The 15,374-nt window shown below is 65.6% G+C and carries 14 protein-coding genes; 6 read left to right on the top strand and 8 right to left on the bottom strand.

All coding sequences use genetic code 11. From position 1 onward, the window contains the following. Nucleotides 1–429 precede the first annotated feature (429 nt). The gene (locus EZM81_RS07000) at nt 430–1,338 is read right to left on the bottom strand and encodes a LysR family transcriptional regulator (RefSeq protein ID WP_136645250.1); all 909 of its coding nucleotides are present in this window, start codon (nt 1,336–1,338) and stop codon (nt 430–432) included. An 85-nt stretch (nt 1,339–1,423) separates the two neighbouring features. On the opposite strand from EZM81_RS07000, the gene metF reads away from it, so the two are divergent. From metF to EZM81_RS06980, 4 genes are all read left to right on the top strand, one after another. Then, a complete protein-coding gene (metF, locus tag EZM81_RS06995; protein WP_136645249.1) occupies nt 1,424–2,290 on the top strand; it encodes a methylenetetrahydrofolate reductase [NAD(P)H] in 867 nt (288 codons plus the stop codon). A 147-nt stretch (nt 2,291–2,437) separates the two neighbouring features. Beyond that, nucleotides 2,438–2,878, top strand: a complete 441-nt coding sequence (gene aroQ / locus EZM81_RS06990) for a type II 3-dehydroquinate dehydratase (RefSeq protein WP_136645248.1) — start codon at nt 2,438–2,440, stop codon at nt 2,876–2,878. Next, entirely contained in the window at nt 2,875–4,029 is a 1,155-nt protein-coding gene (locus EZM81_RS06985; protein ID WP_136645247.1) for an AMP-binding protein, read from the top strand. Before aroQ ends, EZM81_RS06985 begins: the two co-directional genes overlap by 4 nt. After that, entirely contained in the window at nt 4,017–5,087 is a 1,071-nt protein-coding gene (locus EZM81_RS06980) for a thiolase family protein (protein WP_136645246.1), read from the top strand. The genes EZM81_RS06985 and EZM81_RS06980 overlap by 13 nt, the downstream gene beginning before the upstream one ends. Here the strand turns inward: EZM81_RS06980 and EZM81_RS06975 are convergent. From EZM81_RS06975 to EZM81_RS06955, 5 genes are all read right to left on the bottom strand, one after another. Next, nucleotides 5,076–5,618, bottom strand: coding sequence for a biotin transporter BioY (locus tag EZM81_RS06975; RefSeq protein ID WP_136645245.1), 543 nt, complete (start codon nt 5,616–5,618; stop codon nt 5,076–5,078). The two genes, EZM81_RS06980 and EZM81_RS06975, sit on opposite strands and share 12 nt — an antisense overlap. 24 nt (nt 5,619–5,642) lie before the next feature. Then, a complete protein-coding gene (locus tag EZM81_RS06970; protein WP_136645244.1) occupies nt 5,643–6,242 on the bottom strand; it encodes an energy-coupling factor transporter transmembrane protein EcfT in 600 nt (199 codons plus the stop codon). Then, nucleotides 6,217–6,948: an energy-coupling factor ABC transporter ATP-binding protein gene (locus EZM81_RS06965; RefSeq protein ID WP_135450944.1), complete on the bottom strand. Its 732-nt coding sequence runs from the start codon at nt 6,946–6,948 to the stop codon at nt 6,217–6,219. Before EZM81_RS06965 ends, EZM81_RS06970 begins: the two co-directional genes overlap by 26 nt. 85 nt (nt 6,949–7,033) lie before the next feature. Continuing rightward, entirely contained in the window at nt 7,034–7,294 is a 261-nt protein-coding gene (locus tag EZM81_RS06960) for a YMGG-like glycine zipper-containing protein (protein ID WP_135450943.1), read from the bottom strand. A gap of 726 nt (nt 7,295–8,020) precedes the next feature. After that, nucleotides 8,021–9,298 carry a 4-aminobutyrate--2-oxoglutarate transaminase gene (locus EZM81_RS06955; protein WP_135450942.1) on the bottom strand — a complete coding sequence of 426 codons (1,278 nt, stop codon included), beginning with the start codon at nt 9,296–9,298 and terminating at the stop codon, nt 8,021–8,023. A 194-nt stretch (nt 9,299–9,492) separates the two neighbouring features. Here EZM81_RS06955 and dprA point away from each other — a divergent pair, with 194 nt between their 5' ends. Together dprA and topA are read left to right on the top strand one after the other, a co-directional pair. Continuing rightward, on the top strand, nt 9,493–10,596 hold the full coding sequence (dprA, locus tag EZM81_RS06950; protein ID WP_248298150.1) for a DNA-processing protein DprA: 1,104 nt from the start codon (nt 9,493–9,495) through the stop codon (nt 10,594–10,596). A 158-nt stretch (nt 10,597–10,754) separates the two neighbouring features. Further along, nucleotides 10,755–13,331: a type I DNA topoisomerase gene (topA, locus tag EZM81_RS06945; RefSeq protein WP_136645368.1), complete on the top strand. Its 2,577-nt coding sequence runs from the start codon at nt 10,755–10,757 to the stop codon at nt 13,329–13,331. 123 nt (nt 13,332–13,454) lie between these two features. Here topA and choV read toward each other — a convergent pair whose 3' ends face one another. Both choV and choW read right to left on the bottom strand, forming a co-directional pair. Beyond that, on the bottom strand, nt 13,455–14,510 hold the full coding sequence (gene choV, locus EZM81_RS06940; RefSeq protein WP_135450940.1) for a choline ABC transporter ATP-binding protein: 1,056 nt from the start codon (nt 14,508–14,510) through the stop codon (nt 13,455–13,457). After that, entirely contained in the window at nt 14,507–15,343 is an 837-nt protein-coding gene (gene choW, locus EZM81_RS06935; protein WP_135450959.1) for a choline ABC transporter permease subunit, read from the bottom strand. Before choW ends, choV begins: the two co-directional genes overlap by 4 nt. Nucleotides 15,344–15,374 lie beyond the last annotated feature (31 nt).

Here is a 15,374-nt window from a genome sequence, read left to right as displayed (position 1 = left end):
AAACCTGAGGTCCGGCGATCAACTTGCGTGCTGCGGTCTTTCCGCCCGGCAAGCGGTCGCCGCGCCCAATGGGCAAACAACCGCAGAAGGAGGACAAGCGGCCGGCAGCGGCCGGGGCTGCCGCGCCAAGGCCGGTCCGGGTAATGGTGACCATAGCCCGCCGCTTGCCGTCACCTGCAAACTTGGCCACCGCAGGACCCGCAAGGGCCTTTCCGTCACCCGCGAACGCACCTCGTTGTTCTTCTGTCCTGCCGGATGACACCGCGAGCGCCAGCTGGCGCACAGATAGGCAGTGCGCTTCTCGGCCTGCCACTGCGGAACGGGCTACTGGCCGATTGACGCGCATGGTTCGCAGGCCGATGGTCCTGCGGCCCGATGTGATGTGAAGCGTGCAGTACCGACTCTGATCGCTCTGGCAAGGCGCGGAGGCTAGGTGCTTCTTTGCAATTTCACCGGCTCCGACCGTGCCAGCCGCAGGAAATGCGCGATGTAGGGTTTGCCGGCGTCCTCCTCGCGCGTGGCGGCATACATGCGTTTGGTCACCGGGTCGGGCCCGAGGGGGCGGGTGATGTAGTCGGCATTGGTCCTGACCTCGCGCATCACCCAGTCGGGCAGCACCGCCACCCCACGGTTTGATCCCACCAGCATCAGGATCACGGCCGTCAGTTCGGCGGTTCGCTGTGCCCGCGGCTCCACCTTTGCGGGCGTCAGCAATTCCGTAAAGACATCCAGCTTGTCGCGGCTGACCGGGTAGGTGATCAGCACCTGGTCGCGGAAGTCCTCTGCCGTGATGAAGGCCTTTTGCGCCAGCGGATTCTGCGACGAGGCGACGAAGGTCGGGTGGTAGTCGAACAGGGGGTTGAACACGATCCCCGGCGGCGGTTCGCGGTCGGAGGAGATGACGAGGTCCACATCCTCGCGGTGTAGCGCGGGCAGGGCCTCGAAGGCGAGGCCGGCGCGGATGTCCACGTCGATCTCGGGCCAGGCGTGGCGGAACAGCTCCAGCACCGGGAACAGCCAGTCGAAACAGGCGTGGCATTCGATGGCGATGTGCAGGCGGCCCGTTCGCCCGGCGCGGAGCGCGCGGAATTCCTCTTCCAGCGCGTCGATCTCGGGCAGGATCCGTTCGGCGGCGCGCAGCATGCGCAGGCCCGCCGCCGAGAGCCGCATGGGTTTCGAGCGGCGCACGAACAGCTCCATCCCCGCCTGGTCCTCCAGCCCCTTGACCTGATGCGACAGCGCCGACTGCGTCATGTTCAGCATGTCGGCGGCCCGCGCGAGGCCCCCGGCCTGCTGGATCGCCCGGATCGTGCGCAGGTGGCGCAGCTCGATATACATGAATGAACCTCATGAAGATCGTGAGAACTATGAATTTGTCTCAGGCTTGCCGATCTGCGACAAGGGGGCATCGAAGGAGACCGTCATGCCAACCCCGCGCATCAGTTTCGAATTCTTCCCGCCGCAGTCGCTGGACGCCTCGTTCCGGCTGTGGGAGACGGTGCAGGCGCTGGCGCCATTGCAGCCCTCGTTCGTCTCGGTGACATATGGCGCGGGCGGGACGACGCGGACGCTGACGCATGAGGCGGTCTCGACCATCCATCGCAACTATGGGCTGCCGGTCGCGGCGCATCTGACCTGCGTCGATGCCACCCGGACCGAGACGCTGGCCATCGCCGAGGCCTATGCGGCGGCGGGCGTGACCGAGATCGTCGCGCTGCGCGGTGATGCGCCGAAGGGGGCGCAGCGCTTCGTGCCGCATCCCCTGGGCTTTGCCAATTCGGTGGAGCTGGTCGAGAAGCTGGCGCGCACCGGCAAGTTCAAGATCCGCGTCGGCGCCTACCCCGAGCCGCATCCGGATGCCGCCGATGCCACGTCGGACGTGACCTGGCTGAAGCGCAAGATCGACGCGGGTGCATCGAGCGCCATCACCCAGTTCTTCTTCGATGCCGACACCTTCTTCCGCTTCCGCGATCAATGCGTGAAGGCTGGGATCGATGCCCCGATCATCCCCGGCATCCTGCCGATCACCTCGTGGGAGGGTGCGAAGAAATTTGCCCGGCGCTGCGGCACCTCGATCCCGCACAGGCTGGACGAGGCCTTTGCCACCGCCGCCCGCGACGGGCGCGAGGAGCTGCTGGCGCTGACCCAGTGCACGCAGCTTTGCGACAAGCTGATCGAGGGCGGGGTGGAGGATCTGCATTTCTACACGCTGAACCGCCCGCACCTGACCCGCGAGGTCGTCCACGCCCTGGGCATCAAGCCCGAGGTGGTGCTGGAGAAGGTGGCCTGACTTCCGGCCCCTGCGGGGCCAACCGTCGTCTCCCTGGGCGGCTTTCCGACCTGACCCCAGCAGGTGCCCGGAAAGCCGCCATTTTTCCCGGCTTGCCCCTTGGTCCCGATCGGCTAATGTCGCCCAACCCTGTCGTGGATGCGCCCCATGCCCAAGCTTGTGACCCTTCTGAACGGCCCGAACCTGAATCTTCTGGGCCTGCGCCAGCCCGAGATATACGGGCGCGAGACACTGGATGATGTCGCCTCCAAGGCAGCCGATCTGGCCGAGGAACTTGGACTTTCCCTGCGTGCCCTGCAATCGAACCACGAGGGGCAGCTGGTTGACTGGATCCAGGGATGCCGCGGCACATCGGCGGGCATCATTCTGAATCCAGGGGCTTATTCGCATACGTCGATTGCCATTCTGGACGCGCTGAACACCTTCGAGGGGCCGGTGCTGGAAGTGCACATTTCGAACATTCACAAGCGCGAGCCATTCCGACACCATTCCTATGTCAGTCTGCGCGCCGACGGGGTGATCGCAGGCTTCGGCACAGAGGGCTACCTGTTGGCTGTCCGCCGGATGGCGTCGCTTCTGGCCGGATGACTGACCGGTTCCAATGGCATCCGAAGGCGCGGCTGTCTGCTGCCGGGCAAGAGGTCGGCCGGGCAGTACCGCAGGGTCCGGTAGCTGATGCCACTGCAGAGGGCCTGGCGCAAGTCATCGGATTGCCAGCCTTCCGGGTCGGAGCACCGGATCAGCCGCCGCCAGAGGAGGGCCGGGTTCCCACCTTCGAGACGCTCACCTCGGGTTCGACCGGGACGCCCCGGCGCATCCGGCGGACGCAAGGATCGTGGATCGCAAGTTTCAAGGTCAACGCGGGCTTGGGCATCGGCCCGGGCGCGCGGGTGGCGGTCTTGGGCCGCCTGGTGCATTCGCTGTCGCTTTATGGCGCGATCGAAGGGCTGCACCTGGGAGCTGCAGTTCACCTGCTGGACACGCTGCGCCCGGATCGGCAAGGCAGGTATTTGAAACAGCAAAGGATTTCTCATCTTTACGCCACGCCGGCGCAACTGCGCCTGTTGTCCGAGGGGCAGGAAACATTGCCTGATCTGCAACGGGTTCTTGTCGGGGGATCGAAGCTTGACCCGGCCTTGCGCGGGCGGTTTCAGGCCTTGGCGCCGGCAGCAGCGATCTGCGAATTCTATGGCGCGGCGGAAACCAGCTTCATCACCTTGTCCGATTCGGCGACGCCAGCGGGTTCGGTCGGCCGACCCTATCCGGGCGTGGCGCTGACCTTGGATGCGGCGGGTGAGCTATGGGTGAAAAGCCCCTACCTGTTCATGGATTACGCTGGCAGCCCCGGCGGTGCGCGCTGGCGTGACGGTTGGCTGTCGGTGGGCGAGATTGCGCGGATGGAAGACGGCTTCCTCTATCTGCATGGCCGGGCCGGGCGGATGGTTACCGTGGCCGATCAGAATGTCTTTCCCGAAGAGATCGAGGCACTGATCGAAGCCATGCCAGGCATCCGCCGAGCTGCCGTGCTGCCGATGGCCGACACCCGGCGCGGGCATTCGCTTGTCGCCTTCGTGCAGGGCAACTCATCGACCGAGCCAGTGGTCCTGGCCCGTCTGCGCGGGCAGCTTGGGGCAACAAGGGCGCCCAAAAAGCTGGTCTGGATCCAGGATTGGCCCGCCTTGCCTTCCGGCAAGACGGATCTTCGCGCGCTGGAGGCGCTTTTGCCTTGGCCCGCCTGATCGCCGCACGGCGGACGGCGGTGGTTCCCCGGGGCGGAGCCTTCGCCCGCCTCGGGATCGAGGCCCTGGCAACCCCCGTGGTGCAGGCGGTTCTGGCCGATGCCGGCATCGCCGCAGCGCAGGTGGATGAGCTTGTCCTGTCCAACGCCCTGGGTGCGGGCGGCAATCCCGCGCGGCGGGTGGCACTGGCTTCGGGGCTGGATCAAGTGGCGGGTCTCAGCATCGACCGTCAATGTGCGGGCGGGCTGGATGCGATCCTGCTGGCGCGTGCGCTGGTGGACAGTGGCGCCGCGCAGGTGGTTCTGGCTGGAGGGGTCGAAAGCTATTCCCGCCGGCCGCTTCGGTTTGCCACCGATCCTGATGGAGGACCGCCGCTTCCCTATGACGAGGCCCCCTTCACCCCCTGGCCGGACCGAAACCCCGGAATGGCCGAGGCGGCAGAGGCGCTGGCGCTGCGGCTGGGGATCAATCGTGCAAGGCAAGAGGCCTGGGCCGCAGACAGCCACGCCAAGGCGCTTGGATCCGACCGGTCTGCCGAGATCGTGCCTGTCGGCGGTGTGGCCCGCGACGCGTTTCCGCGTGCGCTTACGCCTCGGCTGCTGGCTCGGGCACCGGTGGTTCGCGGCAGCATCACGGCGGCCACGGCGGCAGTGGCGGCGGATGCTGCGGCGGTTTGTCTGGTGGTCAGCGAAGGGATAGCCAAGGGGCGCGGGCTGGCGATTCTGGCCGGCGCCACGGTCGGGGCTGACCCTATGGAGCCCGGCCTGGCCCCGCTTGCGGCGATCCGGGCTGTCTGGGCGGACGAGCCGCTTGCGATGGCCGAGGTTATGGAGGCCTACGCGGTGCAGGCGCTTGCGGTGGTTGACGGGGCGGGGCTGGACCCGGCCATCGTCAATCCGGGCGGCGGCGGGCTTGCCCGAGGCCACCCCGTAGGTGCCTCGGGCGCGATTCTGGCGGTGCGGCTGTTCCACGACTTGCGGCGGGGCAGGGGGCTTGCCGCCATCGCCGCTGCGGGTGGAATCGGCACGGCCCTTCTGGTCGAAGCCTCAGGCGCGTGACAACAGCGAGGCGGGGCGCATCCGTGCAAGGCTTTGCGTCACAAGCCCGGCAATGACTGCCTTCAGGATGTCGCCCGGCAGGAAGGCCATGCCCAGGAAGGCGGCCTCGGGCAGGCTCTTGTCCAGCATGATCGCCATGCCGCTGATGCCGAAGACATAAAGCACGCCGATCCCGCCGATGACCGAAGCAGCGCCTGCAGCAAGGCCAGTCGGCAGGGTGGTGCGTTCCATCAGCCAGCCGGTCACAAATGCAGCGACCGGAAAGCCGATCAGGTACCCGACAGACGGCCCGGCAAACACGCCCAGCCCCCCGCGCCCACCAGAGAGCAGCGGCAAGCCTGCGGCAACCAGGGCAAGGAACAGCAGAACGGCCAGCGCGCCCCGCCGCGCCCCAAGCACCGTGCCGCACAGCATGATCCCCAGCGATTGCGCCGTGATCGGAATGCCGGCAGCGAGGTCGATCTTCGGAATCAGGCCAAGCACTGCGATCAGGGCGGCAAACAGGGCGATATGGGTCAGGCTTCGTTCCATGTATTCCTCCGTTTTGTCGCGCTTCTATCCGGTGCCGCCTCGGGCTCGCAAGGCCTCGGCCGCCCGGTCGGCGTCGTCAAGGGCGGCAAGCGTGGCGGGCACCAGCACCCGCCAGCGCGGGCGGCGGGCAGAGCGAGCAGACCATGCGTCGGTGATCTGGGCCAGACGATCAAGCATCACGGGGATGAACCGGATCACCAGTGCCATCGCCAGCGCCAGGCGACGAGGCGCCAGACCGAAAGGTGCCAGAGGGCGGGCAAGTCCCTGGAATATGGCAATCATGTCGGACAGGCGCGTGGTCATGGTGACAAAGTTCGCCAAGGCTACTGCGGTCAACATGCGCAGAGTGACCGCCGCCCCACCTGCGAAGTCCCCTGTCCATAGATGCCACGCAGCCACGACCAGCACGAAGGGCCAGAGAGGGCGCAAGAGGCGCAGTCCGGTCATGGCGAAGCCGCCGCCCCCGGCAAGGTATAGCGTGGCCGTTGCCAGTGCAGACAGGCCAAGGCCAAGGGGCGATTCCATGAGAAACAGCCCGGTCGTCGCCAGCGCCATCGCAGCAAGCTTTACCCCGGCGGGCAGGCGGTGCGCCCAGATTTCAACCGGCGAGGTGAGCGTCAGCATCGTGCTCTCCGATCCGTTCCATTTCGGCGGTGAAGGCCGGAATGACCTTGTCCGGCTGCCCATCGGCGACAATCCGACCGGCTTCCAGCCAGATTACCCGGTCGGCCGCGTGCAGCGTTGCCGGATCATGCGTGATCGTGATCAGCCGCTGTGGAAGGGTGGCAAAGCGGCGGGCAAGGCGCGCCTGGGTCGGCAGGTCCAGGCCCGCAAGGGGCTCGTCCAGCAGGATCGTGCGGGGCTGCATCAGAAGAACCGACAGAAGGCAGAGATAATGCCGCTGCCCCTGGCTCAGCGTCGATACCGGCGCCTTGGCCCAATGTGCGCGACCTTCGGCCGCCAGCAGGGCATGTGCCTTGCGCATTGCCTCGGCCTGCGGCTGGCCTTGCTGGGCAAGACCGAAGGCCAGTTCCTCCTCGACCGTGGGGAAAAGGATCTGGTGATCCGGGTTCTGGAACAGGATGCCGATGGCCGACAGGGCCGCCTTGCGGTCGCTGAAGGGATCTGCGCCTTCGACACGCACGCTGCCCCGGGCCGGCGCGATCAGACCCGCGATCAGCCGCAGAAGCGTGGTCTTGCCCGATCCGTTGCGGCCCAGGATGCCGACGCGCCTTTCGGTGATGTCGAGAGTAAGGTCATCAAGCACCTTGCGCCCGCCAAGGCTGACGCTGGCGGCCGCAAGGCGGATGCCGGAACTGGTATCGGACATGGGGCGGCCCTTGATGATCCGCCGCCCTTCTAGGGTCGCGGGGCGGGCGCCGCAAGCCGTTCAGGCCGGCCGCGCCCGCAAGGCGTCAGCGGCAGGCGGCGACGTACTGGTTGCCGTACTGGTCGCGATAGTAGCACTTGCCGCCTGGCGCAGGGCCGATGAGCTGGGCGGCTGTGGCGCCGACAATGGCACCGACAATCGCGCCCTTTTCACGGTCCTTGTCCGACGACACGGCAGCGCCAACGGCAGCCCCGCCGACCGCGCCGATTGCAGTGCGCTGTTCGGCTGGTGTGCAGGCCGAGATGGCCAGCGACAGGCCGACGATAAGAAGAAGCGAACGGGTCATGAGAGACTCTCCTGGTTGAAACGTCACCATGTAATCTCAAGTTGCAGGGCAAGTTCCACTCAAAGCTTCGGCATGACGGATTTCCGGCGTCTGGTCGGTCAGAAACCGCCGATGCCGCCGTGGTCCCAGCCTGCAAGTTCCGGGGTGTCCTTGCGGGCCCGACGCAGGTGGCCGCGCCGACTTCATCCCGATGCAAACCGGATTGGGGTTCGCCTTGTCCAGAGATAGGCTTTCATCGGTCAGGAATGGGTCGGGCCGTGGACGGGGTCGGATCAAGCCTTGCCCGACTGACCTTTGCCGTGGCACGTCTGCGAGGCAGGCCAAGTCCGCACAGCAAAGGCCGCCGCGGCATGGAATGCCCCAGATCGAGAGAAGGGTGTGAGCCGACGGTAGGGCGGGTGATCCAGCTTCGCGTTACGTCAACGGCCCGCTCGATGCATGGGCCATCCATGCTGACGCAACGACTGCAAGCAAGGCAGGCGAATCACCCGGATCTGTGGTGCGCGCAAAATACATGCCGAGGGTAACAGGATCGTCTCATGAACGATTCTGGACAACCGCGTTCAGGCACCGCGATCCCCTGATGGCAAGCATGGTTGCCGGGTGACTGCGATCCGTTGCCGAAGGATCGCCTGCGATGGGCACAGCACGGCAAGACCGGACTGGTGAAGTCGCATGCGATCATTCGACCGCATGCGTTGTCACCCACCGGACCGCGGCCAGATTTCAGCCCTGACGGGCGGCGGCGACCGAGGCTTCCAGGATCTCCATCGCCTCGGCAAAATGGGCGTCGGGGATGGTGATAGGGGCCAGGAAGCGGATCACGTTGCCATAGACGCCGCAGGTGAGAAGGATCAGGCCGCGCTTCTGGGCCTCCATCCGCACCCGGCTGGTGAAGCCCGCGTCGGGCTCTTTCGTTCCCGGCTTGCCGAATTCGACAGCGACCATGAAGCCGGGACCGCGGATATCCATGATTTCCGGCGTGGTGGCGCGCATCGCCTCGAGCCGCTGTTTCAGCCGGCTGCCAAGTTCGTTGGCGCGGGCGCAGAGGTCTTCTTCCTCGATCACGTCCAGAACGGCGTTGGCCGCGGCGATGCCCAACGGGTTGCCGGCATAGGTGCCGCCGAGGCCGCCGGGGTTGGCGGCATCCATCAGCTCGGCCCGGCCGGTGACGGCGGCAAGCGGCAGCCCGCCCGCCAGGCCCTTGGCCATGGTGGTCAGGTCGGCGGCCACGCCGTGCATTTCCATCGCGAAGAGATGGCCGGTGCGGGCAAAGCCAGTCTGCACCTCGTCGGCGATCATCACGATGCCGTGCTGGTCGCAGAGCGCCCGGATCGCCTTCACGAGCTCGGTCGGCGCGGGGTAGAAGCCGCCTTCGCCCTGCACGGGCTCGAAGATGATCGCGGCGACGCGGGCGGGGTCGAGGTCGGCCTTGAAGAGCTTTTCGATGCCGGACATGGCGTCCTTGGTGGAAATCCCGTGCGGCTCCATCGGGAAGGGGACGTGGAAGACATCGGGCATCATCGCGCCGAAGCCCTTCTTGTAGGGCTCCACCTTGCCGGTCAGCGACATGCCCATGAAGGTCCGGCCGTGGAAGCCGCCGCCGAAGGCGATGACGGCATTGCGGCCGGTGGCGATGCGGGCGATCTTGATCGCGTTCTCGCAGGCCTCGGCCCCGGTGGTGACGAAGATCGTCTTCTTCTTGAAGTTGCCCGGCACCTTCTCGTTCAGGCGTTCGGCCAGGCGGATGTAATTCTCATAGGGCATCACCTGGTGGCAGGTGTGGGTGAACTTCTGCATCTGGTTCGCCACCGCGGCCATGACCTTGGGGTGGCAATGCCCGGTGTTGACCACCGCGATCCCGGCGGCAAAGTCGATGTAACGGTTGCCCTCGATGTCCCAGACTTCCGCATTCAACGCCTTGTCCGCGTAGATCTGCGTCATCATCCCCACCCCGCGCGAGATGGCCTCGTCGCGGCGCTTAGCTACTTCGGCGTTCAGCATTGTCTTGCTCCCCAGATCGATGCAGACCCCGAGCCCTCGAGGTCTTTGCGCCATTTGATCAAATAACTCAGGCGGGTTCAATCCGTCTTGTGGCCATTCAGCCTTCGTTAACCCTTCCGAAGGCAGGTTGCGAGTCGTGACCTTGACCGGGGGGTATGATGGCAGACGGACATATTGCGCACTCGATGCAGTCAATGAACCGCGCCATGCGGCTTGATTGCCTGCGCCTGGCCCGTTCGCGCCGGGTCGGGGCGACAACCTGGCACAGGCTGATCGGCGAACACGGTGATGCGCGGGCAGCCCTGGCCGCGCTGCCGGCGATCGCTGCGGCCGCAGGCGTGGAGGGGTATGAGCCCTGTCCCGAAGGCGTGGTCCAGGCAGAGATGAAACGCGGCAATTCCCTGGGCGCGCGGTTGCTTGTGCATGGTGAGGCCGATTATCCCCGTGCCCTGCTTGATCAGCCCGATGCGCCCCCGGTGCTTTGGGTTTTGGGCGATGTTTCGCTTCTGAACCGGCCGGGCGTGGCACTGGTCGGGGCGCGGAATGCCTCGTCGCTTGGCGTGCGGATGGCGCGCCGTCTGGCACAGGGGCTTGCAGGTGCAGGCCTCGCGGTCATCTCGGGCATGGCCCGCGGGATCGACGCAGCCGCACATGCTGCCGTGGTGGAAGCCGGCGGGGCGACGATTGCCGTTCTGGCGGGTGGGATCGATGTCGTCTACCCACCTGAAAACGATGCGCTGGCACGGGAAATTGCCGACAAGGGGTGCCTGATCAGCGAACACCCTCCGGGACTGGAGCCACAGGCACGGCATTTCCCCTTGCGAAACCGGATCGTCGCTGGCCTGTCGCGGGCGGTGGTCGTGGTCGAGGCTGCCGCGAAATCGGGTAGCCTGATCACAGCGAAAGCAGGGCTCGACTATGGGCGGGAGGTGATGGCCGTGCCAGGCCACCCGTTCGATGCCCGCGCATCGGGCTGCAACATGCTGCTGCGGGATGGAGCAGTTCTGGTTCGTGGCCCGCAAGATGTGCTGGAGGCGCTGGTCGCGTCCGCGCATCCCGGAGCCGAGGTTCGCGAGCCCGCCCTTCCGGGGCCGGAGGTACCGCAGCCGCCGCTGAAAGAGGTGGCGCTGCTGCATTCGATGATCCTGTCCCGCCTCGGGCCCAGCCCGATTGCGGAGGATCAGCTGGTCCGCGACCTGAATCTCAGTCCGGCGCAACTGGCGCCCGAACTTCTGTCGCTGGAGCTGGAGGGCCGCATTGTCCGCCAGCCGGGCGGCCTGCTCGCGCGGGTGGACTGAAGGCCCATCCACCCTTTCGGCTGTAGTCGCTGTTGCGGCGCCTGGCGAGAGGTGTTCGCCATGGATCGCCCGGCGCACGGGGGCTCTGGTTGACAAGCCCGCCTCTTGTCCCACATGGTGCCGCGCCATTCGCCGGGCCCTTGGAGTATCGGGAACACATGCCAGTCGTCGTCGTTGAATCCCCAGCCAAGGCCAAGACAATCAACAAGTATCTCGGCCCGGACTTCACGGTTCTTGCCTCCTACGGCCATGTCCGGGACCTGCCGGCCAAGGATGGTTCGGTCGATCCCGAGCATGGATTCGCGATGCAGTGGGAGGTCGCCCCCGAGTCGAAGAAACATGTGCGCGCCATTGCCGAGGCGTTGAAATCCGACGACACGCTGATCCTGGCCACCGACCCTGATCGCGAGGGAGAGGCCATCAGCTGGCACCTCAAGGAGGCGCTGGCCTCAAGCCTGAAAAAGGGAAAGAAGGTCGCACGGGTCACCTTCAATGCCATAACCCGGGATGCCGTCAGCCGGGCGATGAAGGAACCGCGCGATGTCGACCAAGCGCTGGTAGATGCCTACCTCGCCCGCCGGGCGCTGGATTACCTTGTAGGCTTCACCCTGTCGCCGGTCCTCTGGCGCAAGCTGCCGGGGGCCCGGTCGGCAGGCCGGGTGCAATCGGTCTGCCTGCGCCTGATCGTCGAGCGCGAGATGGAGATCGAGGCCTTCAAGGCGCAGGAATACTGGACCATCAAGGCCGTCTTCCGCACCCCTCGCGGGCAGGAGTTCGAGGCCGGGTTGGTCGCGCTTGGCGGCAAGAAATTGCAGAAATTCGACATTCCTACGGCGACAGCGGCTGAACTTGCCGTTCAGGCTTGCACTTCTCGAACATTCTCGGTGTCTGCGGTCGAATCCAGGCCTGCGACGCGCAATCCCTGGCCGCCGTTTATGACCTCGACCCTCCAGCAGGAGGCCAGCCGCAAGTACGGCATGGGGGCGAAACAGTGCATGAATGCGGCACAGCGCCTGTATGAAGCGGGCTACATCACCTACATGCGCACTGACGGCATCGACATGGCGCCCGAGGCGGTGATGGCCGCGCGCGAGGAGATCGGGCGACGATTTGGGGCGGCCTACGTCCCCGAAAGTCCGCGCATGTACAAGAACAAGGCCAAGAACGCCCAGGAAGCGCATGAATGCATCCGGCCCACCGACATGGCGCTAGATCCCGAGAAGATCCGCGTCGAGGAGGACCAGCGCAAGCTTTACGAACTGATCTGGAAACGCACCATAGCCAGCCAGATGGCAGCGGCCCGGCTGGAGCGGACGGCGGTGGACATCACCAGCCCCGATGGCGAGGTGGTGTTCCGCGCGACTGGTCAGGTGGTGCTTTTCGACGGTTACCTCAAGGTTTATGACCAGGGCCGCGACGACCGGCAGGAGGGCGAGGATGAGGACGAAGGCCGCCTGCCGCAGGTGATGCAGGGCGAGGCGCTGGACAAGGGTGCGATCACACCCGAACAGCATTTCACGCAGCCCCCCCCGCGCTATACCGAGGCGACACTGGTCAAGCGGATGGAAGAGCTGGGGATCGGTCGCCCTTCCACCTATGCCTCGATCCTGACCACGATCGTTGACCGTGAATATGTCCGCAAGGAAAAGAACAGGCTGATCCCGGAAGACAAGGGGCGTCTGGTGACGGCCTTCCTGACGAATTTCTTCCGCCGCTACGTGGAATATGATTTCACCGCTGACCTGGAAGAGGAACTTGACGATGTGTCAGCCGGGGCGCGCGACTACAAGGATGTCCTGGCGCGTTTCTGGCGCGACTTCTCGGCAGCGGTGGCCGAGACGGCCGACCTGCGGATCGGCGAGGTTCTGGAGAAGATTGACGAGTTCCTCGCCCCGCACCTCTATCCGCCGCGCGCCGATGGCGGCGATCCGCGCGCCTGTCCGTCCTGTGGCACGGGACGCCTGCATCTGAAGACGGCGCGCTCGGGCGGGGCCTTCATCGGATGCGGCAATTACCCCGAATGCCGTTATACTCGGCCGCTTGCGGGGGATTCGGAAAGCGTCGCCTCGGATGGCCGAATCCTTGGAAAGGATGACCAGGGCAACGAGATCAGCCTGCGTGCGGGCCGCTTCGGCCCCTATGTTCAGCGCGGCGATGCCAGTGAGGCCAATCCCAAGCCGGACCGCGCCAGCCTGCCGAAGGGATGGTCTCCTGACAGCATGACGCTCGAGCGGGCGCTGGCCCTTCTGTCCCTGCCGCGTGAGGTGGGCAAGCACCCCGACGATGGTCTGCCGGTCGAGGCCGGGATCGGTCGGTTCGGGCCTTATGTGAAGCACGGATCGGTCTATGCCAACATCGCGGACGTGGAAGAAGTGTTCACGATCGGCATGAATCGTGCAGTCGAGGTTCTGGCGCAGAAGGCCAGCCGTGGCCGCGGGCCGTCGGTCGCGACGGCGCCGCTGAAGGTGCTGGGCGAGCATCCGGATGGCGGCGAGGTGCAGGTCATGCCAGGCCGCTACGGCCCCTATGTGAAATGGGGCAAGATCAATGTCACTTTGCCGAAAGGCATTGAGCCCGAGGCCGTGACACTGGAAGAGGCGCTTGCTCTGGTCGCCGAAAAGGCTGGCAAGAACGGCAAAGGGAAGAAGGCTGCCACGAAGAAATCGACTGCAAAGTCGGCAGGCAGGAAGGCGCCGGTTAAGAAGGCGTCTGCCGGAAAGGGCGCCCAGACTTAGCCTGCCCGGCAATCTCTCGTGTCAATGATCGGCCGCCACGCAGGTGAAGCTTCACGTCTGTCCGCAGTTGTTCCGCGGCGGCTGAACAGCGCCTCGCCTTGGAACCGGCCCTGGTGATGAGCGTCAGCCGTGGCGCGGGTCGAGCAGGCGGCCCAGCACGTCGGTGGCCCGGATCACGCCAAGCCTGCGCCCGTGCTCGGCTACGACCAGCGCCTCTGCACCTGCCTTCAGCGCCTCCATCACGGTCTTGACCGGGGTCTCGGGTGCCACCTCGGGGCCCGATGCGTTACCCGGTGCCATCACGTCGCGCGCCGTCAGCACGCCCAGCGGGTTCATGTGGGCCACGAAATCGGCGACATAGTCGCTGATCGGGTTGGCAATGATCTCGCGCGCGGTGCCGCATTGCACGATCCGGCCACCTTCCATCAGCGCGATGCGGTTGCCCAGCTTGAAGGCCTCGTCCAGGTCGTGGCTGACGAAGATGATCGTGCGCTTCAGGGTCCGTTGCAGCTCCAGCAGCTCGTCCTGCAACTTCGCGCGAATCAGCGGGTCCAGTGCCGAGAACGGCTCGTCCATCAGAAGGATCGGTGCCTCGGTTGCAAAGGCACGGGCCAGGCCAACGCGCTGCTGCATGCCACCCGACAGCTCGCCCACCTTCCGGTCGGCCCATTGCGTCAGGTTCACCAGCGCCAGTTGCGCATCCACCCGGCTGCGCCGTTCGGCCGCGGACATGCCGCCAAGCTCCAGCCCGAGCCCCACGTTCTCGCGTACCGTACGCCATGGCAGAAGGCCGAACTGCTGAAAGACCATTGCGACGCGATGCAGACGGATGCGCCGAAGGGTTGCCGGGTCGGCGTGGGTGACATCGACCAGCACATTGCCATCACAGACATGGACTGCGCCACGACAGACGGGGTTCAGGCCATTCACTGCGCGCAGCAGGGTGGATTTTCCGCTGCCTGAAAGGCCCATCAGCACCAGAATCTCGCCCTCTGCCACATCGAGCGAGCAATTGTGCACTCCCAGCACCTGTCCAGTGGCCTGCTGGATCTCGCCCCGGCTTTGCCCTTGGTCCATCAGCGGCAGGGCCCGGTCGGGGTGGTCGCCGAAGACGATCGAGACGTTCTCGAATCGCACGGCAAGCCTGGAGGTGGCGTTGGGATCGCCGGTCACAGTCATTTCTTCGCCCCCACGCGCAGCATGCGGTCAAGGATGATGGCCACCACGACGATGATGAAGCCGCTCTCGAACCCAAGCGCGGTGTTCACGCGGCTTAGCGCCTGCATGACCGGCTTGCCAAGGCCATCGGCCCCCACAAGTGCGGCAATGACCACCATCGACAGAGACAGCATGATTGTCTGATTCAGCCCCACCATGATCTGCGGCATCGCAGAAGGCAGTTCGACTTTCCAAAGGCGCTGACGTGGCGTGGCGCCAAAGGCGGTCGCGGCCTCAAGCAGTGCCGTGGGGGTCGAGGCGATGCCCAGCTGGGTCAGCCTGATCGGCGCGGGCAGGACGAAGATCACCGTGGCGATCAGGCCAGGTACCATGCCGAGGCCGAAGAAGACGATCGCCGGGATCAGGTAGACAAAGGTCGGTAGCGTCTGCATGAGGTCGAGTACCGGCACCATTGCGCGGTAAAGTCGCGGCCGGTGAGCAGCGGCGATGCCGATGGGCACGCCGATCCCCATGCAGACGACACAGGAGGCGAGGACCAGCGTCAGGCTTTCCGTCGTGGGTTTCCAGTAGCCCTGGTTGAGGATGAAAAGAAAACCCAGAAGAACCAGCAGACTGGTCTTCCACGACCGCTGCAGGATCCACGTCAGCCCGACAAAGATCGCGATGACAACCAGCGGGTGCGGCGTCTGCAGAAGCCACAGGAAGGACCGCACCATCGCCTCAAGCGCCGAAGCGATGGCGTCGAAGATCGGCGCGGCGTTGACCTTCAGCCAGTCAAAGATCGTCTGCGCCGTTCGCCCCACCGGAATCTTGTAACTGGTCAGCAAGTCCAGCACGCAGAGTCCCTTTCGCTAGCTAGGAAAC

The sequence above is a fragment of the Tabrizicola sp. YIM 78059 genome (assembly GCF_004959785.1).
GTDB lineage: Bacteria > Pseudomonadota > Alphaproteobacteria > Rhodobacterales > Rhodobacteraceae > Tabrizicola > Tabrizicola caldifontis.
The sequence above is the reverse complement of the archived record's forward strand: the minus strand, read 5'-3'. Positions and strand labels throughout refer to the sequence as shown.

Excerpts from the sequence above, each read along its gene's own strand:
- choV (WP_135450940.1), bottom strand. The coding sequence starts at position 14,510 with ATGACTGTGACCGGCGATCCCAACGCCACCTCCAGGCTTGCCGTGCGA.
- topA (WP_136645368.1), top strand. The coding sequence starts at position 10,755 with ATGCCAGTCGTCGTCGTTGAATCCCCAGCCAAGGCCAAGACAATCAAC.
- EZM81_RS06985 (WP_136645247.1), top strand. The coding sequence starts at position 2,875 with ATGACTGACCGGTTCCAATGGCATCCGAAGGCGCGGCTGTCTGCTGCC.
- EZM81_RS06975 (WP_136645245.1), bottom strand. The coding sequence starts at position 5,618 with ATGGAACGAAGCCTGACCCATATCGCCCTGTTTGCCGCCCTGATCGCA.
- dprA (WP_248298150.1), top strand. The coding sequence starts at position 9,493 with ATGAACCGCGCCATGCGGCTTGATTGCCTGCGCCTGGCCCGTTCGCGC.
- EZM81_RS06965 (WP_135450944.1), bottom strand. The coding sequence starts at position 6,948 with ATGTCCGATACCAGTTCCGGCATCCGCCTTGCGGCCGCCAGCGTCAGC.
- EZM81_RS06960 (WP_135450943.1), bottom strand. The coding sequence starts at position 7,294 with ATGACCCGTTCGCTTCTTCTTATCGTCGGCCTGTCGCTGGCCATCTCG.
- metF (WP_136645249.1), top strand. The coding sequence starts at position 1,424 with ATGCCAACCCCGCGCATCAGTTTCGAATTCTTCCCGCCGCAGTCGCTG.
- EZM81_RS07000 (WP_136645250.1), bottom strand. The coding sequence starts at position 1,338 with ATGTATATCGAGCTGCGCCACCTGCGCACGATCCGGGCGATCCAGCAG.
- aroQ (WP_136645248.1), top strand. The coding sequence starts at position 2,438 with ATGCCCAAGCTTGTGACCCTTCTGAACGGCCCGAACCTGAATCTTCTG.
- EZM81_RS06970 (WP_136645244.1), bottom strand. The coding sequence starts at position 6,242 with ATGCTGACGCTCACCTCGCCGGTTGAAATCTGGGCGCACCGCCTGCCC.
- EZM81_RS06955 (WP_135450942.1), bottom strand. The coding sequence starts at position 9,298 with ATGCTGAACGCCGAAGTAGCTAAGCGCCGCGACGAGGCCATCTCGCGC.